The sequence below is a fragment of the Ruegeria sp. A5 genome, from assembly GCF_056543005.1.
This window is the reverse complement of record NZ_JBQGAV010000001.1, coordinates 40,978-63,668: the sequence shown is the minus strand read 5'-3', so window position 1 is coordinate 63,668 and position 22,691 is coordinate 40,978. Positions and strand designations below refer to the sequence as shown.

Here is a 22,691-nt window from a genome sequence, read left to right as displayed (position 1 = left end):
CATGGCAGAGAAAAAAGACATCAACCCATTCCTCAAACAGCTACTGGAACTTGGCCCCCCACTGGCCTTCTTCTTCATCTACCTGCGCCTGCGTGATGACAATTTCGTGATCGGCGGCACCGAGTATTCTGGGTTCATCGTCGCCACCATCCTGTTCGTGCCGCTGATGCTGGCTGCCATGGGCATCCTCTGGTACCTGACGGGCAAACTCAGCCGGATGCAGATTTTCACCGCATTCATGGTGATTTTCTTCGGCGGCCTCACCGCGTGGTTCAATGACGAGCGGTTTTTCAAGATGAAAACAACGCTGGTCTATGGCTTCTTTTCCGCCATCCTCGGGATCGGGCTTTTGCAGGGGAAATCCTACCTGGCATATGTTCTGGACGAGATGCTACCCATGCAGCACGAGGGCTGGATGATCCTCACCCGGCGTCTGTGTGCCTGTTTCGCAGTACTGGCCGCAGCCAATGAATTGGTCTGGCGCACGATGTCAACGGACCTATGGGTCAAGATCGAAACCTTCGGCTTTCCCATTGCCTTGATGGCGTTTCTGATGATGCAGTTCAACCTGCTGCAAAGCTATATGGATGATCCCGACAAGCAATAACTGTTCTTGCCCAAGCGTAACAAGCTAACAAAATTTCTTGGCTTAAGCTTGAAGCTGTGAAAAGTTGGGTCACCACCCGCACCGCTCAACCCCGGAGATCAGCGCCCGAATGATGGCATTTCCCAACAGTGGATTCCTGTCCGAAGCCTCTGAAGAGCTGCGCACCATGTTGGCAGCCCAGGCCACCGAAGTCACATTGGATCGGGGCGATGTCCTGTTCGAGCAGGACGATGAAGGCGATGCGCTCTATGCCATTCTTTCCGGTGCGCTCGAAGTGTCATTTCTTGCGTCGAGCGGGCGCAAGCTGTCTCTCAGCATGATGCGCCCAGGTGAGGTGTTCGGGGAAATCGCGTTGTTCGACAGCGGTCCCCGCACCGCAACCGTAACAGCAGCTGAGCCCTCCAAAGTCCTGCGCGTTCGCCAGAAAGACATGATGGCGCAGATCCGGGAACATCCTGACCTTGCGGTGGATCTGATCCGCTTGGCCGGTCTTCGCATGCGTTATATGGGCGCTCAATTGAACGAGCAGGTATTCCTGCCAATGCCGATCCGACTGGCGCGCAAGCTTTTGCACCTGGCAGGACAACAGGACAGCCCAACGGCACGTATCACGCTTTCGCAGAGTGAATTGGCCGAATTTGTCGGTGCGACGCGTGAGGCAGTGTCAAAGACCATTTCGACATGGAAACGCGACAATGTCGTCGAAGCTTCGCGCGGCGGGCTGCAGATCCACGACTTTGACGCGCTGCGGCAACTGGCCGAATCCGATTTAATCTAAATTTTCGGCACAGATGTGATCCGCTTCACATACGCAGCTTTAAGATTGCCCTAAGGTCAATCCCGTTACCGTAGGAGGTCGGTTTTATCATCCCCGATATCTGTCCACCGACCTCTCCCTGTACAGAGCCATATGCCTTCCCCGGCATATGGCTTTTTTCTTAACGAAGTATGAAAAAGGCCGGGAAAATATCCCGACCTTCTAATTTCGGATCTGTTCGCTGAGTTTATTATTCTAGGCTCAGCGCTACGAACCGGGGTTCCCCGCCCCGCCGCACCAGCAGCAGCAGAGATTTGCGTCCTGCTTCACGCGCCTCATCCATCCGCGTCTCCAGATCAGTGATCGAAGTCACCTTCTGCTGCCCCGCCTCAGTGATAAGATCACCGGCGCGCAGACCCTTTTCAAAGGCTTCCGAGGATTCATCAACATTGGTCACCAACAATCCTTCGGCATCGGCATCCAGACCCAATTCCTCGCGCTGGCTATCCCCCAGCGGAGCGATGGTCAGGCCAAGAATATCCTTGTCTTCCTCCGTCGGCGTTTCGGCTTCCGGCTCTTCGCCGTTCTCGGCACGTTCGGCGTCTTCGCGGCGGCCCAGCGTCACCAGCACGGTCTGGGTGCCTCCATCACGGTGCACGACCACACGCACAGATTTGCCAACGGTGGTCTCTCCCACCTGCCGCACAAGACCGCGTGTATCCTCGACCTCGACGCCATCAAAGCTGATGATCACGTCTCCGGCCAGCAGGCCCGCTTCTTTTGCCGGGCCGTCCGGTACATCGCTGATCAACGCACCTCCGGGTTTGTCCAGCCCCATCGCCTCGGCCATATCCTCGGTCACGTCCTGAATGCGCACGCCCAGCCAACCGCGGCGGGTCTCCCCGAACTCACGCAGTTGATCAACGACCTTGATCACCACGTTCGAAGCCATCGAGAAACCAATCCCGATCGAGCCACCATTGGGCGACAGGATCGCAGTATTTACGCCGATCACCTCGCCATTCATGTTGAACAGCGGCCCACCCGAGTTGCCCCGGTTGATCGCAGCATCGGTCTGGATGTAGTCATCATATGACCCGCTCAGTGCCCGATTCCGGGCCGAGATAATCCCTGCTGACACCGAAAAGCCTTGCCCCAGCGGGTTCCCCATCGCGATCACCCAATCGCCCACGCGGGCAATGTCGCTGTCACCGAACTGCACGTATTTCAGCGGCCCTTCCGCCTCGACTTTCAGCAGCGCGATGTCGGTCTTTTCGTCCCGGCCGATTACCTTGGCAACCAAATCTTTCGCGGGCTGGCCATCACCGGGAAAAAACTCGACCAATATCTCATCGGCTTCGGCAATCACGTGATTGTTGGTGACGATATAGCCGTCTTCCGAGATCACGAAGCCCGAGCCCAGCGCATTGCTGCGACGTGGGCGATTTTCATTGTCCCCGCCATTGCGATCCTGAAACTCTCGGAAAAAGTCTTCGAATGGTGAGCCCTCAGGCACGATCCCTTGCGGGCCAGTCTGGCCTTCGATCAGCGTCGACGTGGTGATATTGACCACCGCAGGGCTAATCTGTTCAGCCAGCGGCGCCAGGCTATCACCCCGCGCCTGCGCGGACACAGATTGAGCCAAAACCAGCAGCACCCCCACTAAGGTCAGCCACATCAGCCGCATCTTCGTAACAAAATCGTCCCGTCGGACGGACACACTGCGCGCCTTAGCCTGCACTTGGGGTCTCCTTGTTGACTAATTCTCTGTTGGCATCACCCGGATGCCCTTCTTTGCAACCAATGTAGTCAGTTTGTCCCGGCCCGCAACTCGGGATCGCGGGGAAATCACCGGTGCGTGAAACCATCGCATCAAAAACCGACCTGATATGCGCCCCACAGCAGCACCAGCCCACTGACCACACAAAGCAGCCCGACCAGCCGCCGCGCCTGTTCCGGCAACGCGCGCAGCGCCTCAAGCATGCGTTCTATAAGCGAAGGGGCCAGCGCATAGGCCAGCCCCTCGACAATCAGTACCAGCCCGAAGGCCAGAAGGATCATGCCCATCACTCAGCGGCCGCAGCTGCCGGTGCCCGACGCCCGGTCGGAGAAGCAAGGTAGTTGAAGAACTCCGAGTCCGGGCTCAGGATCAACGAGCTGTTGCTGCCTTGCAGAGCGTTCTCGTAAGCAGTGAGCGACCGGTAGAATTCAAAGAATTCCGGATCGGCACCATAGGCTTCGGCGAAGATCGCGTTGCGTTCGGCATCGGCCTCACCGCGAATGATCTCGGCCTCACGGTTGGCGTCGGAAACCAGTTCAACCACGGTCCGGTCGGCCTGCGCGCGCACACGCTGCGCGGCTTCGTTACCGCGGGCGCGCTCGTCGGTCGCTTCACGTTCACGTTCCGCCTTCATCCGGTCAAACGTCGCCTCAAGGTTGGCCTGCGGCAGATCGGTCGCCTTCAGACGCACGTCGATTACGTTCACGCCCAGCGCACGTGCCTGTGCAATCGCGCTGTTGCGGATACGCAGCATCAGTGCGGCACGATCCGAGCTGAGGATGTCACGGGACGAAACCGAACCCAGTACTTCGCGGGTTTCGGCGCGCAGAATGCGGTCCAGACGATCCTCGGCAACCGGGATACCGCCGACACCAACGGCCTGACGGAACTGTTCCAGATCAGAAATCCGGTAGCGTGCGAAGGCATCGACCACCAGACGACGATCGTCCAGAGGCGTCACTTCCAGCGGCTGAACGTCAATCGACAGGATACGGTCGTCATACCGCACCACTTCCTGAATCAGCGGGATTTTGAATGCCAGCCCCGGATCTTCCTTAACCGCAACAACGCGACCAAATTGCAGAACCAGAGCGCGTTCACGCTCGTCCACAATGAAGATCGAGGACAGAACACCGACTATCGCAAGAAAGATGATCGGCAGAATAAACGTTGTCTTACGCATCAGTTGCTCTCCCCTGCAGGGTTACGGCGCAACTCGTTGAGCGGCAGATAAGGCACAACGCCCTGCCCCGATCCTGTCGAGTTTTCATCCAGAATGATCTTGTCCACGTCACCCAGCACCTGCTCCATGCGTTCCAGATACAGACGTTTGCGGGTCACATCAGGTGCTTTGGAATATTCCTCCAAAACCGCGCTAAAGCGGCTGGCTTCACCCTGTGCACCGTTGATCTGCTGGGCACGATAAGCTTCAGCCTCTTCCAGTACCTGCGCGGCTTCACCACGCGCCTCAGCGAGAACGCGGTTGGCATAGGCGTCAGCGACGTTCTGCAACCTGTCACGCTCCTGCGCGGCGGCCTGAACGTCGCGGAACGCGGCAATCACGTCCTGCGGTGGATCAGCCTTGTCAAAGTTCACACGAACGATGTTCACACCCGAATCGTAGCTGTCCATTGTCTCTTGGATCAGTTCCTGCAGGCGATCAGCAATGATACCGCGATCCCGGTTCAGGATCGGCGCAAGTTCGCTCTGCGCAATAATCTCACGCATCGCCGATTCAGACACGGCGCGGATCGTCTGGCGCGGATCACGCAGGTTGAACAGGAATTTCGCCGGGTCGTTGATGTTCCAGACAACCTGATAATCGATATCAACCACATTCTCGTCACCGGTCAACATCAGACCATCGTCGCTGCCACGAGCACCGCCCATGTCTTCGTTCTGTTCGCGGGTCACCGGAATGACCTCGGCGGTTACAAACGGCCACGGGGCAAAATTCAGGCCCGGATTTCCCACAGCCGAGAATTCGCCCAGAAACAGTTCGACGGATTGTTCTTCCGGTTTGACGGTATAGAAGCTCGCCAAACCCCAAAGACCAGCCGCGACAAGCAGTCCGATCGCAACGGTTCCCTTAGTAAACGCGGGGCCACCGCCGCCGCCCGAACCATTTGTACCACGGCCACCGCCGCCACGACCGCCCATCAGGACGCGCAGCTGTTCCTGGCCCTTTTTCATCAGCTCATCGATCTCGGGGATCTGCGGGCCGTCACCTTCGGGGGGCTTGCGCCCATCCCCGTTGTTACCCCGATTTCCTCCGCCTCCGGATGAGCCTCCGCCCCCCCAGGGGCCGCCGCTGTTGCCCGCCATATGTATCTTTTCCCTTGTGTTGGACCGTGTGATCACGGGTTCCCTTGTAACGTGTGTGCGCGCGCTTGCAAATCAAGCCGTGCGCACAGGTTGCCGCATTGTCACCAGTTCTTCGGCCATCACCGGATGAACTGCAACCGTACGGTCGAAATCTTCTTTGGTGGCACCCATCTTTACGGCAATTCCGGCAAGTTGGATCATCTCACCCGCGCCCGGCGCTACGATGTGACAGCCGAGTATTTTCCGCGTCTCTTGCGACACGATCAGCTTCATCAGCACGCGCTGTGTGCCTCCGGCAAACGCCTTCTGCATGGGCTTGAATGAGGTCGCATAAACCTCGATCGGTTCCTGTTCCGCAGCCGCTTCCTCGCTGAGGCCCACAGTACCCATTTCCGGCTGGGTAAAGATCGCGGTCGGGATCAGTTCGTGATCAACGGGCGTTGGGTTGCCTTTGAAGACGGTTTCGACAAAGGCCATGCCTTCGCGGATCGCCACAGGGGTCAGGTTCACCCGATCGGTTACATCACCAATGGCAAATATCGAGGGAACGCCTGTCTGGCTGTACTCATCCACGATGATCTCACCCTTGCGACCGCGCGCGACGCCCAAAGCCTCAAGCCCCAGATCATCCGCATTCGGCGCGCGACCCGTGGCATACATCACAACGTCGAACAGCTGCTCGGAGCCATTTGTGGCCTTCACCCAGATTTTGTCGCCTTGCTTTTTCATCTCAAGCACGTTGGTGCCCAGATGCAGGTCGATGCCGTTCTGGCACATCTCTTCACTGATCAGCCCGCGCGCCTCATCATCAAAGCCCCGCAGAATCTGCGCCCCGCGATAGAACTGAGTCGTTTTGACCCCCATCCCATTCATGATCCCGGCAAATTCACAGGCGATATAACCACCGCCAACGATCAGCATGGATTCGGGCAGTTCCTCCAGGTGGAAAATCTCATTCGAGGTGATTGCAAGATCAGATCCGGGGAACTCGGGTACAACCGGACGACCGCCCGTTGCGACAAGAATATGCTTGGCTGTCTTGCGGGTACCATCAGCCAGTTCCACCGTATGCGGATCAACGACATGGGCGCGCTGGTCGAAACTCTCGACACCATTGTTCTTCAGGATATTGCGGTAGATACCTTCCAACCGATCGAGCTCTGCGTGCAGCTTAACTTTGAAAGTGTTCCAGTTGAACGCACCCGGCTGCATGTCCCAGCCATAAGCCTGCGCGTCCCCGACCGTATCCGCGAACTCGCTGGCGAAAACCATCAGCTTCTTGGGTACACAGCCACGGATCACGCAGGTTCCGCCGTAACGATCCTCTTCCGCCAGAGCCACCTTGGCGCCGTTTTCACCCGCCGCCACCCGTGCCGCGCGAACTCCGCCCGAGCCGCCTCCGATGACGAACAGATCATAGTCAAAGCTCATGTACGAGTTCCTTTTATTCCGCGTGGCCAAAATTCACTGGATATCTGGGCGCAAATCCTGAACTGCCAACCCCTGACGCGGGAAATAGTGATTTTTCTTCTGCAGTTTATCGCGCTACTTGCCTGATCTTTAGTCCGCCAGATCGGAAAACAGGTTGTCCCCACCGTCACCCAGCATATCGGTCAGGACTGTACCCTCATTGATATCACGCAATTCGACCCGGCCATCGCCATAACCAATGACAACCTTGTCGCAGATATCAATGAACAGCCCATTTTCGACCACACCCGGGATCTGATTCATCACCAGTGCCAGTTGGCGGGCATTGCCGATCCGCTTGAGATGCAGGTCCAGAATGTGATTGCCCTCATCTGTAACCTTGGGCGCCTCACCGTTCATGCGCAAAGTGACCGAGGTGCCCAGCACATCCATTGTGTCCAGCGCTTCTTCAATCAGGGTGCGGGTGGTCTGCCAGCCGAACGGGATCACCTCAACCGGCAGAGGGAATGCGCCCAGCGTCTCAACCTCTTTGCCTGCATCCGCGATCACCACCATCTGATCGCTGGCTGTGGCCACAATCTTTTCCTGCAACAGCGCAGCACCACCGCCCTTGATCAGGTTGAACTCGCCATCAAACTCATCCGCGCCGTCGATTGTCAGGTCCAGCCAGCCGGCCTGATCCAGCGAGACGACCTCGATCCCTTCTTCCCGCGCCAATTGCGCCGTCGCGGTCGACGTCGGAACGCCCTTGATTTTCAACCCCTCATCGCACACCCGTTCACCCAAGCGGCGCACCAACCATGCGGCGGTCGAGCCTGTCCCCAATCCCACACGCATCCCGTCCTGAACAAGATCGGCGGCGCGACAGGCAGCAACGTATTTCGCTTTGTCGATGGGCGACAAGTCTCTGGTCATGGCAGCTTCCCCCAAGAATACTGCCAGACTTATACGGAATGCCCCGCGCAACTGCGAGAGGCAAAACACGCCATACCTGTGCTAACATGTCGCTGAAATACGCGTTTCCGATAGGAAACGTCGCAATCAGCCTCTATTGTGATCGCCAGACCCCCTAGATAGTCGCCATGGAATCGCCATACCGCCTGCACTACGCCCCCGACAACGCCTCGCTGGTGATCCGACTGGCGCTGGAAGAGATGGGCCTATCCTATGAGACCATACTGGTCGATCGCGCCCGTGATGCACAGAATAGTGCGGCGTATCGGGCGTTGAATCCGAACGGGCTGATCCCGGTGCTGGAGACGCCCCAGGGTCCGATCTTCGAGACCGCCGCAATCCTGCTGTGGCTGGCTGATACGCATGGGCAATTGGCCCCGACACAGGTCAGTCCTGATCGGGCGGCGTTCCTGAAGTGGCTGTTCTTCGCCTCTAATACCCTGCATGCCGATCTGCGAATCCTGTTCTATGCCGAGAAATACGTCGCGGCAGATCAGGCCGATACACTACGCTCCGGCATCCGCCCCCGGCTGCGGCAGCACCTGAAACTGCTGGATGCTCAAGCCCAAAAAGCGCCCGACTGGTTCAGTGCTGATCACCCTTCAGTCCTGACGATATATGTCGCCTGCATGATGCGCTGGATGGCGCTTTATCCCGCTAAGGCGGACCGCAGCTGGTATCAACTCGCCGACACGCCTTATCTGCAAAAAATCCTGGTGCAGCTAGAATCAAACCCGTCGACCCGCGCCGCCATTGCCGCCGAGGGGCTGGGGGTCACTCCCTTCACCTCGCCGACCTACGCCAACCCTCCAGAAGGCTCAGCTACCTGATATGTTTCTCTCTGTCTTCGATATGTTCAAGGTGGGCATCGGCCCATCTTCTTCCCACACCATGGGTCCGATGGTGGCCGCCGCACGATTCCTTGACCTGATGCGCGCCTCACCGTTCGAGTTTTCGGGCCTGCGCGGCTCGTTGCACGGCTCGCTGGCCTTTACCGGCGTCGGCCACGCCACCGACCGCGCTACCATTCTGGGCCTCGCCGGGTTTGTGCCTGACACCTATGACAACGACAAGGCCGAAGCCACACTGGCAGCTATCGCAGAATCCCATACGGTGACACCCGAAGGCCTGCCGACGCTGAGCTTTGATCCCAAAGCCGATCTGATCTTCGACTACGACAACAATCTGCCCGGTCATGCCAATGGTATGATCCTGATGGCCACTGACGCACAAGGCGATGTCATCCTGCGTCAGGTCTACTACTCCATCGGTGGAGGATTTGTTCTTACGGAAGAGGAATTGGCCGAAGGCAAGGCAACTGACGAAGGTGCGCCTGTGCCCTTCCCGTTCAAATCCGCCGCCGAAATGCTGCAAATGGCCAAAGACAACGGTAAAAGCATCGCTCAGATGAAGCGCGAAAATGAGATCGCGCGCGGTTGCGCGGATAGCTTTGCCAAAGGCACCGCGCGTCTTTGGCAGGTCATGAATGACTGCATCGAGCGTGGGCTAAAAACGGATGGCATCCTGCCCGGTGGTCTCAGCGTGCGCCGCCGCGCCAAAGGCATTCACGATGCCCTGCTGGCGGAACGCGGCATGAACCTGAATGCCCCGCATACGATCAACGACTGGATGAGCGTCTACGCCATGGCCGTGAACGAGGAAAACGCAGCCGGTGGGCAAGTTGTCACCGCCCCCACAAATGGCGCGGCAGGCGTGCTGCCATCAGTTCTGCGCTATTACCTCGATCACGTGCCCGGCGCGTCCGAAAGCCATATCGAGGATTTCCTGCTGACCGCCGCCGCCATCGGTGGTCTGGTCAAATTCAACGCTTCGATCTCGGGCGCTGAAGCGGGCTGTCAGGCCGAGGTTGGCAGCGCGTCAGCCATGGCTGCGGCAGGCATGTGCGCCGTGATGGGCGGTACGCCTGAGCAGGTTGAAAATGCCGCCGAGATCGCGTTGGAACATCACCTTGGCATGACCTGCGATCCAGTCGCGGGCCTTGTGCAGGTGCCGTGTATCGAGCGTAACGGATTGGGCGCGATTAAGGCCGTCTCGGCGGCCTCGCTGGCCCTGCGTGGCGACGGCAAGCACTTTATGCCTTTGGACGCGGCCATTGAAACGATGCGCCAGACCGGCGAGGATATGCACGAGAAATACAAAGAAACATCTTTGGGCGGGTTGGCCGTCAACGTGCCGAACTGCTGATCTGACAGCAAGAACAAGTGGGGTGACATGCGCGGACACTGCCTGTGCGGCAAGATTGGATACGAGGTTGATCCTCCGGTTCTGTCCTGTGTCACCTGCCATTGTGACAGCTGCCGTCGCCAATGCGCCGCTCCGATGACCACCTATTTCGGCGTGCGCGACGGCAATTGGCGCTGGATCGGGGAAGAACCGAAACGCTTCAACTCCTCCCCCGGGGTCGAGCGCAGCTTTTGTCCCCATTGCGGCACACCGATATCCTTCCGGTCGACGGTGATGTCGGATGTGATGCATCTCTACGTCGCGACACTGGAAAATCCCGAAGTACTCAGCCCGACCTTGCATGTCGCGCACGAGGAAAAGCTTAGCTGGCTGCAGCTTGGTGACGGCCTGCCCACCTGCATCGGCCCGGATTACACCAAAGTCCAACCCCTGCCCGACACCTGAGATCAGAGCTTCCCCCTGTGCCGCTAAAGCGCTAGCGTCGCGCACATGACTCAGGATCGTCCCGTTCTCGGCATCATTTTGATGCTCGGTTTTTGCGTGCTCGCACCGCTGGGTGACGGGATGGCAAAGGTGTTGGGTGAAACCACAGCTTTGGGACTGCTGGTACTGGTGCGGTTTGCTGTTCAGGCGATGATCCTGATCCCACTGATCGCAATGACCGGCAAGCCATGGAAGATGATGCCGCGCGTTTTGCGCCTGACGATGATCCGCACCCTTCTGCACATCATTGGTATCGCAGCGATGTTCACAGCGCTGCAATATATGCCGCTGGCCGATACCGTGGCCATCGCCTTTGTAATGCCCTTCATCATGCTGCTTTTGGGCAAATACGTACTGGGCGAACAGGTCGGCCCCCGACGTCTGGTCGCCTGTGTCGTGGGATTCATCGGCACCTTGCTGGTCATCCAACCCAGCTTTGCACAAGTGGGCGCGCCCGCCTTGCTGCCCCTGATCGTTGCGGTGGTCTTCGCCCTGTTCATGCTGGTTACGCGGCAGATCGCCAAGGAAACGGACCCGGTTGCGCTGCAGGCTGTATCGGGGGCCATGGCAACCGCCTTTTTGCTGCCGATTGTCCTGCTGGGTTCCCAGATCGGCCTGCCCGCAATGTCCCTGACAATGCCCACTGGCGAGACACTCTGGCTGCTGCTGGGAATCGGTGTGCTGGGCACCGTGGCGCATCTACTTATGACATGGTCTCTGCGCTATGCGCCGTCTGCGACTTTGGCCCCGATGCAATATCTAGAGATTCCGGTCGCCACCCTGATCGGCTGGCTGATCTTCCACGATCTGCCAAACGGGCTGGCCGCGCTAGGCATCGGCATCACAATCGCGGCCGGGCTCTACGTTATCCTGCACGAGCGGGCCAACGCTCGGTCCGGCCCGACTGAAACGCCTGCATGACCTGATCCAACGCCGCGCGCGGCAGGATCGTCAGCAACCCGGGTCCATCGACCTCAAGCGTTAGCGCTCCTAGCGCTCGGTTTGAGGTTCCGACCTGCCCGTCCGGTTCTAGCACCAGATCATCAATCGGCCATTCCAGCCCCTCGCTGCGACCGGTCACCCGCCGTAGCGGAAACAATGAAACCGTGTCTCCTGCCGTGAGCTCCAGACTGATCCTGGGTGGCGCATGAAAGACAATTTCTCGTGCGCCCAACAGGACACAAGGCCGATCCTGCAACCGAACCAGAGTATTGAACGCCACCAACTGATGATCCACCCGCGCGCCCAGAAATCCTGCTGCCAGCACCACAGGCGCATCCATATTGCGCAGCGCCTTGTCAAAATCGGTGCTGTTCTGCTCGGATATCCGGAACAACCGATCCTTGGGAATCCGGGCCCGATATTCTGCCGTAATCGAGTCCAAATCGCCGATCACTGCGTCCGGCATCCGTCCCGAATCAATCAACGCAGCCGCACCGCCATCCGCCGCAACGGCAGAATTGACGCGATTTAGCACCAGATTCACATCCTCTGAACAGATTTCGCCCCCACCAAACAGCCCGATTGGCCCGCCAGAGCGAACAATTGCCCCATTTTCCACAAGATTGACCATATTTTCCAGTTTTGGACATAATGAAACCACAAAATGATAGCTTCATGGCTAGAGTTTCGAGTCGGTTGCCCCTGCTGTGTCTGGTAGTCGACCTGGTAGTTTGTAAAGGACATGCGTCTGATGGTACAGAACAACAAGGTACTCACCGTTTCATACGGCACCTTCTCGTGCACCCTCGAAGGCTTTGACGATTCATTTGAAACAATGAAGGCGATCGCCGAGTATTTCCGGGACCTTGCAGCGGATGACCGATACTTCGGATCGGAACCCCCTCAGCCTGACGCCGAGATGCTGACCCGGATCGCACAGCGGGACGCCGCACTGAAGGTTGAAGCCAGCCAGAACGAGACCGGCCTGTTGCTGCGCGCAACGGAAACCTCCCCGGTTGCAGCACCGACCCCCGCTGCAATTGCGCCAGCCACAGCACCTGAACCTGTTCAGCCTGTCGCGGATGTTGTTCCCCCTGCTCCGTCTGCTCCGCAATCCGAAGATGCTCCCGCCGCTGACAGTATCGCAGCCAAGCTGCAGCGAATCCGGGCTGTTGTTTCGCATTCCGATGCTGCCCCTGCCGGATACTCTGAAGACGAAGACGTCAGCTATCTGCAGCCCGTGAAGCCAAAGGTCGATGCAATTTCTGCCGCTTTTGAGTCCGGCGCGTTGAGCCCGGCCGATCTGGAAGACACTGCTACGGACGACGCTCCGGCAACGGCCCCGCAGGTCGAACAGCCTGCCGAACCCGAGCAAATGGCAACGATCGCCGAGCCGCCCGTTCAGGACGAAGAACCTATCGCGCCTGCCGCCATCGAGCAGGAAGAAGTCGAAGCAGCCCCGATCATCTCACCGGCGATCACTGCCGAACTTGAAGACGAGGACGAAGCGCCCGAACAGCCGTCAGCCGATGTCACGGACAAGGACGTGTTGTTTTCGGACCTCGACGACGAATCTGAAACTGAAGACGAAGGCCCCTCAAACATCCTGAATGACCAGGACAACACCGACGAAGATGAAACAACACCGGATCTTACCGGCCTCACCCATGGCGTCATCTCGGCCGAGGATGAGGCGCTGCTGCTTGACGAAATGGCGCTGGTAGAATCCGAGCTGGCGGCAAACACGACGGCTGAGCTGCCCGATATGACGGGTCTGGATCAGGACGTCTCGCGCCTGATGGACGAAGCGGGCGCCCATATGGATGATCCTGCCACCAGCGGCCAGCGCGAAACATATTCTCACCTGCGCACTGCCGTTGCTGCAACCGAAGCAGACCGCGAAGATGGCGCAGACAAATCTCAGACCCCCGAGGATGATTATCGCGGTGATCTGGCCTCGGTCGTCAATCCACGCCGACCCGAGATCGAGGTCACCAGTGAACGCCCCACCCCGGATGCTCCCGCACCATTGAAACTGGTGGCTGAACAGCGGGTGGATACCGAAACGGCTGACACCGGCCCGGTGACACCGCGCCGTGTCACCTCGGCGGACGAGGAATCTGCAGATGAAGAAGGTGGTTTTGCAGCCTTTGCGCAAGAACAGGGTGCCCAATCACTACTCGACCTGCTGGAAGCTGCCGCGGCTTATCTGTCCTTCATCGAAGGTCAGGAGCAGTTCTCGCGTCCACAGCTGATGAACAAAGTTCGCTCGCTCAAGCAGGACTCGTTCAACCGCGAAGAAAGCTTGCGCTCATTCGGTCAGTTGCTGCGGGACGGCAAAATCGAAAAGGCCGGAGGTGGCCGTTTTGCCGCCTCAACCCAAATCGGGTTCCGCCCGAACGACGACGAGCGTGCCGCTGGCTGACTCCAAGATCCCCCAATCCCCCCTCAAGACAAAATTGGGCCAGAGGAAACTCTGGCCCTTTTTCGTTCCTTGGCTGGCAGCCAAAAAGCCAATCAAGTTCAGAAGTTGAACGCCAGCGCCACGTAAGGGCCGGTCAGGATCAGATCAATCACATCGCGCCCGTCTTCAAACTCAACATCCAGATGGCGATACCCGCCCGCAACGTTGATATTCTCACGCCACTTCCAACTAGCCTGCACCAGCGCCTCCCACTGGAATTCCGAGCCATAACCGAAGCCGCCGATATTGCCCATCGCTGTGAGGCTCCAGTGGTCATTCAGCGCGTAGTTATAGCGTGCGCCGATCAACGGGTCGGTCCAGCTTTGATCTGTGCTGAAGGTGCGATCCAGCACGGTGGTCGAAACATCCAGGTCCCAATGGCGCAGCCCGGCCAACGCTTCCAACCGTGACCGATCATCCTGATAGACCGCATAGCTGGCCGCCAGTGAGACCATCGTGCCCTCAAGATCCCAACTGGCTGCATCGTCAAACCGACCGACCGAGACATCGTCACCCAAATTGAGATAATTGAACTCACCACCAATGGTCCAACGCCCATTTCGGGCCTGACCAGCGATCAGGAACGCGCCCTTCAGAATGTCGAAGATCGAGGTATCCCCGTTCACCGGCGGGTTTGGTCCCACGTCCAGTGAGGTTCTGAATTCCGGCCCCCAGAAATAAGGCGCAATGGTATAGCGCCAATCATCGGCCTGAGCGCTGCTCGCGATACATGTTGTGGTAACCGCCGCTAATACCCGGTTTTTCATGCCCTATCTGCCTCTGGTTGCCGCTATAGAAAGTTGCAAACATCGTGCCACGCAGAAGACGCCAAGACAATCGGGCGGCTTAGCTTTGATCTTGATCCGGGTCCTCTTTGCCCACTCCGCGGAACACAAATTTGAAAGGCAACGCCCAGACAATGCCAAGCGCGACATATACCAGAAGTTCCAGCCAGATCGGCGGGCGATCCAGCCAGTTCACGATTGTCACAACCGCAACGATATAGACGGGGAGCCCGATCAGCAGCAGCACCAATGACCACCGCCGACGTGCCTTATAGCTGAGGCCGGGTTTGTCGTTGCTGCTCATCAATCTGCAAACGGGTCGGTCACCAGAATGGTGTCCTCCCGCTCCGGGCTGGTGGACAACAGGGCGACCGGACATTCGATCAATTCCTCGACGCGGCGCACGTATTTGATCGCGTTCGCAGGCAAGTCTGCCCAACTGCGCGCGCCTTCGGTGGATTCGCTCCAGCCCGGCATCTCTTCGTAAATCGGCGTGCAACGTGCTTGCTGGTCGGCGGCGGTCGGCAGATAGTCCAGGCGATCGCCATCCAGCTCATATCCAACGCAGATTTTCAGCATCTCGAACCCGTCCAGCACATCCAGCTTGGTCAGGGAGATGCCGTTCACACCGCTGGTCGCGCAGGTTTGGCGTACCAGACAGGCATCGAACCAACCACAACGGCGTTTGCGCCCCGTCGTGGTGCCGAACTCATGCCCCCGTTCGCCCAGGCGTTGGCCATCTTCGTCGTCTAATTCGGTTGGGAAAGGCCCCTCACCCACGCGGGTCGTGTACGCCTTGACGATGCCCAAAACGAAGTCGATCGAACCCGGCCCAATCCCAACGCCTGTCGAGGCCTGGCCCGCAATCACATTCGACGATGTCACAAACGGATAGGTCCCGAAATCGATATCCAGCAGCGCACCCTGTGCGCCTTCGAACAGGATTCGCTTGCCTGCCTTGCGCTTCTCGTTCAGCACCTTCCACACCGGTGCTGCGAAAGGCAAAATCTGCGGCGCGATCTCTTTCAACTGCGCAATCAACGCGTCACGATCAATAGGTTCCAACCCCAGCCCATTGCGCAGCGCATTGTGATGGACCAAGGCCCGATCGACCCGCAGCGCCAGCGTTGCGTCATCAGCCAGATCAGCCACCCGGATCACACGCCGCCCGACCTTGTCTTCATAGCATGGACCGATCCCGCGACCGGTCGTGCCGATCTTGGCCACCGAGTTCTGGCTTTCGCGCGCACGATCCAGCTCGCCATGGAACGGTAGGATCAGCGGGGTGTTCTCGGCAATCATCAGCGTCTCGGGCGTGATATCGACACCCTGCGCGCGGATCGTACCGATCTCTTTGATCAGGTGCCAAGGGTCCAAGACGACCCCATTGCCGATCACGCTCAGCTTTCCGCCGCGTACCACGCCCGAAGGTAGCGCATGCAGTTTGTAAACCTCACCCTCAATGACCAGCGTGTGCCCGGCATTATGTCCACCCTGAAAACGCGCGATCACATCCGCTCGCTCACTGAGCCAGTCGACGATCTTGCCTTTTCCTTCGTCGCCCCACTGGGCGCCGACAACAACCACGTTGGCCATATCCGGTCCTTTTGCGCTGAATATTCAAACCCGGCTCATATAGCCGGGCACAGACGGCAGGGAAACCGATATTTCGCCGCAGACACAAATCGTGCTGCGCGCGATGCCTCCGGTGGAGGTGATTTTGGCCAGATGAAGAGCGGATCCCCTGCTTCATCTGGCCAAAAGTACCTCGGGGGAGTCGCCCGGACGGGCGGCGGGGGCAGCGCCCCCTCTGCTTTTAGCGCAATTGTACGGGATGACCGTGGGGTGTTGTCAGGTAAGCCTCTTCCCATGCATTGCGAAGATCCTGGACATCATCAGTGGGCGCTTCCCCCTGCTCAGCCAGCAGCGCCTCCAAGGTCTCCAACCAAGCGTGAAAGTAATCGTCCCCACCATCCAGATCTTTTTTGAGGCCGTTCCGTTTCAAAGTATTGGAAAACCGTTCCGCCCAGTCCGGCCAATCAAACCGGCCCGCTTCGTTCAAGGCCACTGTGACCGCAAAAACCTGCGCGTGCCAGGGCTCGGCAAAAATCGGCTCGGGGGCCGAGTGAGTGATACAATCGCTCATGCGGGCTCCAAATAAGACTGCCAGAGGTCCAGCACGACTTCATCCGCCGGATGCTCGGGGTTTGCCCAAAGTTCTGAGGCGGGAAACACGACCGCATATAGCGGCTCGGGGGCTTCACCCAACCCATGGGCGTTGGAATCCGGCAGGACATGAGTGCCATGCAGCTTGAGGATGCGACCCGTTGCACCCGCGGCATAGATCGGCAACCGGGTGTGGCCGCCATCAACCAGTCGATTGGCGCTGTGGCCCAGGGTTCGAACGGCTTGCCCGGTTTGAAACCGAACTGCGACGTTCGACGGGCGATCTGCGGGTCCGCCCTTGGCCAAGGCGCCTGCGACGGCGTCAGCCTTCAGGGTACGCTCAGTCAGAGGGTGAACACCATCCCCGTCAACACCGCGCAAATCATCAAGCGTCAGGACACCCTTTTCGACCAGAAGATCAGCCAGACCAGACATCCATTTCTCATAGTAAGAAAACCGCGCGTAGTCCGTAGGAGACAACCTTTCCCGCGCGTGGCGTGAGACATCGATATTCCATTGCCCCAGAAACCCCGCAGCGAGCGTTACCGCCAGCGCCCGACCGTGCCAGTCTTCGGCAAACACCGGCGCGTCTGCGGGTTCCGGGATTACCGGACCATCACCAAAGCGCCCTCCCATATCATGTACGCGCGTCATGACGGCACCTTGGGTAGCCCAGTGCCGATCATGCTGTCGCGGGTGACCAGCGTGGCCAGTTCATCCGCGTCCAATCCTTCTGTGCCCTCTGGGCGCATCGGCAGGACGAGGTAACGAATTTCGGCTGTCGAATCCCAGACGCGGACCGAAGCGCCTTCCGGCAGTGTCACTCCAAATTCGGCAAGAACCTTGCGCGGTTCGCGCACTGCGCGGGCGCGGTAGGCATCGGATTTGTACCAACCTGGCGGGATACCCAGCAGTGGCCACGGGTAACAACTGCACAAGGTGCAGACGACCATATTATGCTGTTCAGGCGTGTTCTCGACGACCACCATATGCTCGCCCTGACGACCGTAATAGCCCAGATCCGCCACGACTGATGTGGCGTCTGCCAGCAGTGAGGCTTTGAAATCGGGATCACTCCAAGCCTTTGCAACAACATGCGCGCCGTTCTGTGGCCCTATCTTGTTCTGATAGGTATCGATGATTTCATCCAGCGCTGCAGGATCAATCAGACCCTTGCGGGTCAGAATCGTCTCAAGCGCTTTGACGCGCAGCGCGGGTTCGGGAGGCAACAGGGCGTGCGGGTGGTCGTGATCATCATGTGGCATGAGGCGCAGCCTGCGCGACAGAACAGCGCTCTGTCCAGTCTCTTTGGTGTGATATGAAACATCACCGCACGTGATGCCAACTCGTGACTTGCCCCCGCTGGCAAACTTGCATAAGTACCACGCGATACACGCCACGCTGTACAGGACCACCATGGAAAACGTCGTTCTCATCATCCACCTTCTTCTGGCCTTGGGCCTGATTGTCGTTGTGCTGATGCAACGTTCCGAAGGCGGCGGCCTTGGGATGGGTGGCGGTGGCGGCGGGGCCATGACGGGCCGCGCGGCAGCAACGGCGTTGGGCAAGCTGACATGGATCCTGGCCGCGTGCTTTATCGTCACCTCGATCACGCTGACGATTCTGGCGGCCCAGAAATCTTCTGGCAGCTCGGTGATTGACCGTTTGGGCGTGCCTGCCCCGGCCCCGGCTGAGGAAAGCGCTCCGGCAGTCCCATCGGCAGATGAATTGTTGCCGCCGGCGCAAGGCGACAATGCTCCGCTGATCCCGCAGGCGGCCGACTAAGCCACAAAACCTAGAAAGCCATAAGGGAACTGCAACAGCATCTTGCGGTTCTCTTGCGCTATGTGCGCGAATCCTTTATACGTGAAGTCCCGTGATGCAGCGGTTTTTTCGAACCGCCGGGCAGCTAATAATGACGTCTCACGGGAGCAGCCGAAAAACATGGCGCGTTTTATTTTCATCACTGGTGGTGTGGTTTCGTCCTTGGGCAAAGGACTGGCTTCGGCGGCGTTGGGATCGCTGTTGCAGGCCCGGGGATATTCGGTGCGTCTGCGCAAGCTGGACCCCTATCTAAACGTCGATCCGGGCACCATGTCGCCCTTCGAACATGGCGAAGTATTCGTCACCGATGACGGCGCTGAAACCGATCTGGACCTTGGTCATTACGAACGCTTCACCGGTGTGGCGGCACGCAAGACCGACTCGGTCAGTTCGGGGCGGATTTATTCCAACGTGCTGGAGAAAGAACGCCGTGGAGATTACCTCGGCAAGACCATTCAGGTGATCCCGCACGTCACCAACGAAATCAAGGATTTCATCGCCATTGGTGAGGATGAGGTTGATTTCATGCTCTGTGAAATCGGCGGCACCGTAGGTGATATTGAGGGCCTGCCCTTCTTTGAAGCGATCCGCCAGTTCAGTCAGGACAAGCCGCGCGGTCAGTGTATCTTCATGCACCTGACGTTGCTGCCCTATATCAAAGCCTCGGGCGAGTTGAAAACCAAGCCAACCCAGCACTCGGTGAAAGAGTTGCGCTCGATCGGTCTAGCCCCCGACATTCTGGTCTGCCGGTCCGAGGGACCGATTCCAACCAAAGAACGCGAAAAGCTGGCCCTGTTCTGTAACGTCCGCCCTGACAGCGTGATTGCCGCACAAGACCTCAGCACCATCTACGACGCCCCGCTGGCCTATCACCGTGAAGGTCTGGATCAGGCGGTTCTGGACGCATTCCAGATCAGCCCGGCCCCCAAGCCCGATCTGGCCAAATGGGAAGACGTCAGCGACCGCATTCACAACGCCGAAGGCGAAGTGAAAGTAGCCATCGTCGGCAAATACACCCAGCTTGAAGATGCCTACAAGTCAATTGCCGAGGCCCTGACCCATGGCGGCATGGCCAACCGCGTCCGCGTCAAGATCGAGTGGGTCGATGCCGAGGTGTTTGACAACGAAGACGCCGCACCTCATCTGGAAGGCTTCCACGCCATCCTCGTCCCCGGCGGCTTTGGCGAACGTGGCACCGAAGGCAAGATCAAGGCCGCTCAATACGCGCGCGAGCACAAGGTGCCCTATCTGGGCATCTGTCTGGGCATGCAGATGGCCGTGATCGAAGCCGCACGCAACGCGGCGGGAATCACCGAAGCCGGGTCCGAGGAATTCGACCACGAGGCTGGCAAAAAGCGTTTTGAACCCGTTGTTTACCACCTGAAAGAATGGGTGCAGGGCAACCACAAGGTCGAACGCAAAGTCGGAGACGACAAGGGCGGCACCATGCGTTTGGGCGCCTATAATGCGGTTCTGGCCGAAGGCTCGAAGGTCGCGGAAGTCTATGGCGGCACCCAGATTGAGGAACGCCACCGTCACCGCTACGAGGTCGACATCAAGTACCGCGACAAACTGGAAAAGGCAGGCCTGAATTTCTCGGGCATGTCCCCGGATGGTCGCCTGCCGGAAATCGTCGAATGGTCGGATCACCCATGGTTTATTGGTGTTCAGTATCACCCGGAACTGAAATCCAAACCCTTCGACCCGCACCCCCTGTTCCGCGAATTCGTGCGCGCCGCGAAAGACACCTCGCGTCTGGTCTGATCACGGGCCGATAACAGATTTGTACCAGTCGGCGCGAAATATCTTTACGCGCCGGCGGTTTGCACGGTTAACTGCCGCCATAGCAGCGACAGGAGACCGGCCATGACCGATCAGATTACCCAAGCAGAAACATTTGCCGCCCTGCACAAGAAGGGTGATCCGGTCATCCTCTATAACATTTGGGACCCCGGCAGCGCCGTCGCTGTACGCGATGCAGGGGCCAAAGCGCTGGCGACTGGCAGTGCTCCGGTCGCGATGGCGCAGGGGTTTTCGGACGGCCAGAACATCCCGTTTGAGTTGGCGTTAGACAACGCTCGCCGCATTGTCGAGGCGGTTGATATACCGGTCACCATGGACCTCGAAGGCGCTTATGCCGAGGATACTTTTGGCATATCGGCCAATGTCAAACGCGCGCTGGAAACCGGAGTAATCGGCTTTAACTTCGAAGATCAGGTCGTTGGAACTAAAGATCTTTATGACATCGAAACACAGGCAGCGCGTGTCGCTGCGATGCGCGAAAGCTGTGACGTGGCCGGTGTTCCCGCCTTCATCAACGCCCGCACTGACATCTTCCTCAAAGCCGCTCCGGACACGCATGATCAAGCGATGCTGGATGACGCCATGGCCCGCGCGGCAGCCTACGCCGATGCCGGAGCCAGCGGGTTCTTCGCGCCGGGCCTGAAAGACGAATCCATGATCGGCCAGCTTTGCGCGGCCACCGACTTGCCGGTCAACATCATCGCCCTGCCCGGCACGCCTGACACGCCGACGCTGGCGAAACTCGGCGTGGCCCGGATCAGCTATGGCCCGGTTCCCTATCGGCAAATGACCGCTTGGTTACAGGATTCAGCACGCGCCGCGCTGCAATCCGGTGGATGATCCACTTTTAGGGGATTGCATTTCAACCTGTTCCTCCGCACCTTGCATCCGATACCAGCGGAGGACACTTTGTGGCCAAAGGATACTGGGTTGCCCATGTCGATGTAGACGACATTGAAACCTACAAATCTTACATTGCTGCCAATGCGGCCCCATTCGCCGATTACGGGGCCAAGTTTCTTGTACGCGGCGGCGAGAGGAGCGAGCCCGAAGGCAAGGCTCGTGCCCGCACAGTTGTCATCGAATTTCCCAGCTATGAACAGGCGCTGGCCTGCTATGAAAGCGATGCCTATCAAGCCGCCAAGGCCTTGCGCGATCCGGTTTCGACCGGCGATCTTGTGATTATTCAGGGCTATGAGGGCTAGCACCGCTTGGCGCGCCTCGAATTACGGAATATCCTGCCGATATGTTGAAAAAATTCTTCCAGGCCTTTCGGCCGCCGCAACATGACAAACTGCCCGATCCTGATGCCGAACTGGCCCTGGGGGCATTGCTGGTACGTGTCGCGCAGGCCGACCGCGACTACAAGCTGGAAGAGATCAGCCTGATCGACCGCATTCTTGCGCGACTTTATCAGCACAATGCGATCGAGGCCGCCAAGGTCCGCGCCACCTGCGAAAAATTGCACGCAGCTGCTCCGGAAACAGATACATTCGGCAAACTGATCCGCGAAACCACCGATCTTCAGGAACGCTTGGCCGCGCTTGACGCCCTGTGGGAGGTCGTGCTGGCCGATGGCAACTCGGACGAGGGCGAGGTCAAGATCGTCGAAGAAGCCCGCATTGCCATGGGCCTCAGCTTCAACGACAGCAAAGCGGCACGCGAGCGGATACAAAGCCGCTTGGAAGCGACCTAGGCTATCTCTATATAAACGCTTATGTTCAGTGATTTCCTGTCCCGGCTCACACAGCCGCAGCCCGACCCGCTTGTCGAAGATGATGCCCGTCTGGCCCTCACCGCCCTGTTGGTGCGTATCGCGCGGTCCGACAATGACTATGCCGATACCGAGATGGCCCGAATCGACCGCATCTCGGCCGAACGCTACGGCCTGTCGCCATTTGAGGCCGCAGCCCTGCGCGCCCGAGCCGAAGACCTTGAAGCCGAGGCGCCCGACACCGTCCGCTTTACTCGCGCCATCAAAGAGGCCATCGCCTATGACGACCGCCTGGCCGTTGTGCAGGCCATGTGGTCGGTCGCACTGGCGGATGGGCACCGCAGCGGTGAAGAGGATTCTCTGCTACGCCTTGTCGTCAGCCTGCTCGGCGTGAGCGATGTGGATTCGGCGCTTGCAAGACAAAAGGCGGCGAAGGTCTGATCAACCGGCA

General features: G+C 58.7%; 26 protein-coding genes. 13 read left to right on the top strand and 13 right to left on the bottom strand.

Annotated elements, in window-relative coordinates; all coding sequences use genetic code 11:
- The first annotated feature begins 1 nt into the window (after position 1).
- On the top strand, positions 2 to 607 hold the full coding sequence (locus ACR0AY_RS00375) for an inner membrane-spanning protein YciB (protein WP_170510646.1): 606 nt from the start codon (positions 2 to 4) through the stop codon (positions 605 to 607).
- A gap of 109 nt (positions 608 to 716) precedes the next feature.
- Positions 717 to 1,385 carry a Crp/Fnr family transcriptional regulator gene (locus ACR0AY_RS00370; RefSeq protein WP_170393550.1) on the top strand — a complete coding sequence of 223 codons (669 nt, stop codon included), beginning with the start codon at positions 717 to 719 and terminating at the stop codon, positions 1,383 to 1,385.
- Positions 1,386 to 1,614: 229 nt separating this feature from the next.
- Here the strand turns inward: ACR0AY_RS00370 and ACR0AY_RS00365 are convergent, their stop codons facing one another.
- The 6 genes from ACR0AY_RS00365 to rpiA form a co-directional block, all read right to left on the bottom strand.
- Positions 1,615 to 3,051, bottom strand: coding sequence for a Do family serine endopeptidase (locus ACR0AY_RS00365; RefSeq protein WP_255612143.1), 1,437 nt, complete (start codon positions 3,049 to 3,051; stop codon positions 1,615 to 1,617).
- Positions 3,052 to 3,236: 185 nt separating this feature from the next.
- The gene (locus ACR0AY_RS00360) at positions 3,237 to 3,431 is read right to left on the bottom strand and encodes a DUF2065 domain-containing protein (RefSeq protein WP_170393554.1); all 195 of its coding nucleotides are present in this window, start codon (positions 3,429 to 3,431) and stop codon (positions 3,237 to 3,239) included.
- On the bottom strand, positions 3,431 to 4,327 hold the full coding sequence (gene hflC / locus ACR0AY_RS00355; RefSeq protein ID WP_170393556.1) for a protease modulator HflC: 897 nt from the start codon (positions 4,325 to 4,327) through the stop codon (positions 3,431 to 3,433). The genes ACR0AY_RS00360 and hflC overlap by 1 nt, the downstream gene beginning before the upstream one ends.
- A complete protein-coding gene (gene hflK, locus ACR0AY_RS00350; protein WP_170393723.1) occupies positions 4,327 to 5,469 on the bottom strand; it encodes an FtsH protease activity modulator HflK in 1,143 nt (380 codons plus the stop codon). The genes hflC and hflK overlap by 1 nt, the downstream gene beginning before the upstream one ends.
- Before the next feature lie 72 nt (positions 5,470 to 5,541).
- The gene (gor, locus tag ACR0AY_RS00345) at positions 5,542 to 6,900 is read right to left on the bottom strand and encodes a glutathione-disulfide reductase (protein ID WP_170393558.1); all 1,359 of its coding nucleotides are present in this window, start codon (positions 6,898 to 6,900) and stop codon (positions 5,542 to 5,544) included.
- Positions 6,901 to 7,029: 129 nt separating this feature from the next.
- Positions 7,030 to 7,815, bottom strand: a complete 786-nt coding sequence (rpiA, locus tag ACR0AY_RS00340; RefSeq protein ID WP_170510651.1) for a ribose-5-phosphate isomerase RpiA — start codon at positions 7,813 to 7,815, stop codon at positions 7,030 to 7,032.
- Positions 7,816 to 7,982: 167 nt separating this feature from the next.
- On the opposite strand from rpiA, the gene ACR0AY_RS00335 reads away from it, so the two are divergent.
- From ACR0AY_RS00335 to ACR0AY_RS00320, 4 genes are read left to right on the top strand one after another with little or no spacing between them, the layout of a single operon-like run.
- Positions 7,983 to 8,684: a glutathione S-transferase family protein gene (locus tag ACR0AY_RS00335; RefSeq protein ID WP_170510654.1), complete on the top strand. Its 702-nt coding sequence runs from the start codon at positions 7,983 to 7,985 to the stop codon at positions 8,682 to 8,684.
- Between the two features lies 1 nt (position 8,685).
- On the top strand, positions 8,686 to 10,059 hold the full coding sequence (locus ACR0AY_RS00330; protein ID WP_170393564.1) for an L-serine ammonia-lyase: 1,374 nt from the start codon (positions 8,686 to 8,688) through the stop codon (positions 10,057 to 10,059).
- Between the two features lie 27 nt (positions 10,060 to 10,086).
- Entirely contained in the window at positions 10,087 to 10,503 is a 417-nt protein-coding gene (locus ACR0AY_RS00325; protein ID WP_170510657.1) for a GFA family protein, read from the top strand.
- Between the two features lie 45 nt (positions 10,504 to 10,548).
- Positions 10,549 to 11,463 (top strand): DMT family transporter, encoded by a 915-nt coding sequence (locus ACR0AY_RS00320; protein ID WP_480453579.1) that lies wholly within the window; start codon positions 10,549 to 10,551, stop codon positions 11,461 to 11,463.
- On the opposite strand, the gene ACR0AY_RS00315 is transcribed toward ACR0AY_RS00320, so the two are convergent.
- Positions 11,408 to 12,115 carry a thiamine diphosphokinase gene (locus ACR0AY_RS00315; RefSeq protein ID WP_170510662.1) on the bottom strand — a complete coding sequence of 236 codons (708 nt, stop codon included), beginning with the start codon at positions 12,113 to 12,115 and terminating at the stop codon, positions 11,408 to 11,410. The two genes, ACR0AY_RS00320 and ACR0AY_RS00315, sit on opposite strands and share 56 nt — an antisense overlap.
- 120 nt (positions 12,116 to 12,235) lie before the next feature.
- Here ACR0AY_RS00315 and ACR0AY_RS00310 point away from each other — a divergent pair, with 120 nt between their 5' ends.
- Positions 12,236 to 13,909: a hypothetical protein gene (locus ACR0AY_RS00310; protein WP_170510665.1), complete on the top strand. Its 1,674-nt coding sequence runs from the start codon at positions 12,236 to 12,238 to the stop codon at positions 13,907 to 13,909.
- A gap of 98 nt (positions 13,910 to 14,007) precedes the next feature.
- Here ACR0AY_RS00310 and ACR0AY_RS00305 read toward each other — a convergent pair whose 3' ends face one another.
- The 6 genes from ACR0AY_RS00305 to nthA form a co-directional block, all read right to left on the bottom strand.
- On the bottom strand, positions 14,008 to 14,715 hold the full coding sequence (locus tag ACR0AY_RS00305; protein WP_170510668.1) for a hypothetical protein: 708 nt from the start codon (positions 14,713 to 14,715) through the stop codon (positions 14,008 to 14,010).
- Between the two features lie 79 nt (positions 14,716 to 14,794).
- Positions 14,795 to 15,037 (bottom strand): DUF2842 domain-containing protein, encoded by a 243-nt coding sequence (locus ACR0AY_RS00300; RefSeq protein ID WP_170510671.1) that lies wholly within the window; start codon positions 15,035 to 15,037, stop codon positions 14,795 to 14,797.
- Positions 15,037 to 16,329 carry an adenylosuccinate synthase gene (locus tag ACR0AY_RS00295; protein WP_170510672.1) on the bottom strand — a complete coding sequence of 431 codons (1,293 nt, stop codon included), beginning with the start codon at positions 16,327 to 16,329 and terminating at the stop codon, positions 15,037 to 15,039. Before ACR0AY_RS00295 ends, ACR0AY_RS00300 begins: the two co-directional genes overlap by 1 nt.
- Before the next feature lie 220 nt (positions 16,330 to 16,549).
- Positions 16,550 to 16,879, bottom strand: coding sequence for a nitrile hydratase accessory protein (locus tag ACR0AY_RS00290; RefSeq protein ID WP_170510675.1), 330 nt, complete (start codon positions 16,877 to 16,879; stop codon positions 16,550 to 16,552).
- Positions 16,876 to 17,553 (bottom strand): nitrile hydratase subunit beta, encoded by a 678-nt coding sequence (nthB, locus tag ACR0AY_RS00285; protein WP_170510678.1) that lies wholly within the window; start codon positions 17,551 to 17,553, stop codon positions 16,876 to 16,878. The genes ACR0AY_RS00290 and nthB overlap by 4 nt, the downstream gene beginning before the upstream one ends.
- A complete protein-coding gene (nthA, locus tag ACR0AY_RS00280; protein WP_170510681.1) occupies positions 17,550 to 18,164 on the bottom strand; it encodes a nitrile hydratase subunit alpha in 615 nt (204 codons plus the stop codon). Before nthA ends, nthB begins: the two co-directional genes overlap by 4 nt.
- Before the next feature lie 151 nt (positions 18,165 to 18,315).
- On the opposite strand from nthA, the gene secG reads away from it, so the two are divergent.
- The 6 genes from secG (at position 18,316) to ACR0AY_RS00250 (ending at position 22,681) form a co-directional block, all read left to right on the top strand.
- Complete coding sequence (gene secG / locus ACR0AY_RS00275; RefSeq protein WP_010439184.1) at positions 18,316 to 18,684, top strand: preprotein translocase subunit SecG; 369 nt, start codon at positions 18,316 to 18,318, stop codon at positions 18,682 to 18,684.
- Positions 18,685 to 18,843: 159 nt separating this feature from the next.
- Positions 18,844 to 20,487 carry a CTP synthase gene (locus tag ACR0AY_RS00270; protein ID WP_170421030.1) on the top strand — a complete coding sequence of 548 codons (1,644 nt, stop codon included), beginning with the start codon at positions 18,844 to 18,846 and terminating at the stop codon, positions 20,485 to 20,487.
- 102 nt (positions 20,488 to 20,589) lie between these two features.
- Positions 20,590 to 21,366: an isocitrate lyase/PEP mutase family protein gene (locus ACR0AY_RS00265; RefSeq protein WP_170393586.1), complete on the top strand. Its 777-nt coding sequence runs from the start codon at positions 20,590 to 20,592 to the stop codon at positions 21,364 to 21,366.
- A gap of 71 nt (positions 21,367 to 21,437) precedes the next feature.
- Positions 21,438 to 21,731: a DUF1330 domain-containing protein gene (locus tag ACR0AY_RS00260; RefSeq protein ID WP_170393588.1), complete on the top strand. Its 294-nt coding sequence runs from the start codon at positions 21,438 to 21,440 to the stop codon at positions 21,729 to 21,731.
- Between the two features lie 41 nt (positions 21,732 to 21,772).
- The gene (locus ACR0AY_RS00255; protein WP_170393590.1) at positions 21,773 to 22,222 is read left to right on the top strand and encodes a tellurite resistance TerB family protein; all 450 of its coding nucleotides are present in this window, start codon (positions 21,773 to 21,775) and stop codon (positions 22,220 to 22,222) included.
- A 21-nt stretch (positions 22,223 to 22,243) separates the two neighbouring features.
- Complete coding sequence (locus tag ACR0AY_RS00250; RefSeq protein WP_170393592.1) at positions 22,244 to 22,681, top strand: tellurite resistance TerB family protein; 438 nt, start codon at positions 22,244 to 22,246, stop codon at positions 22,679 to 22,681.
- The last annotated feature ends 10 nt before the right edge of the window (positions 22,682 to 22,691 follow it).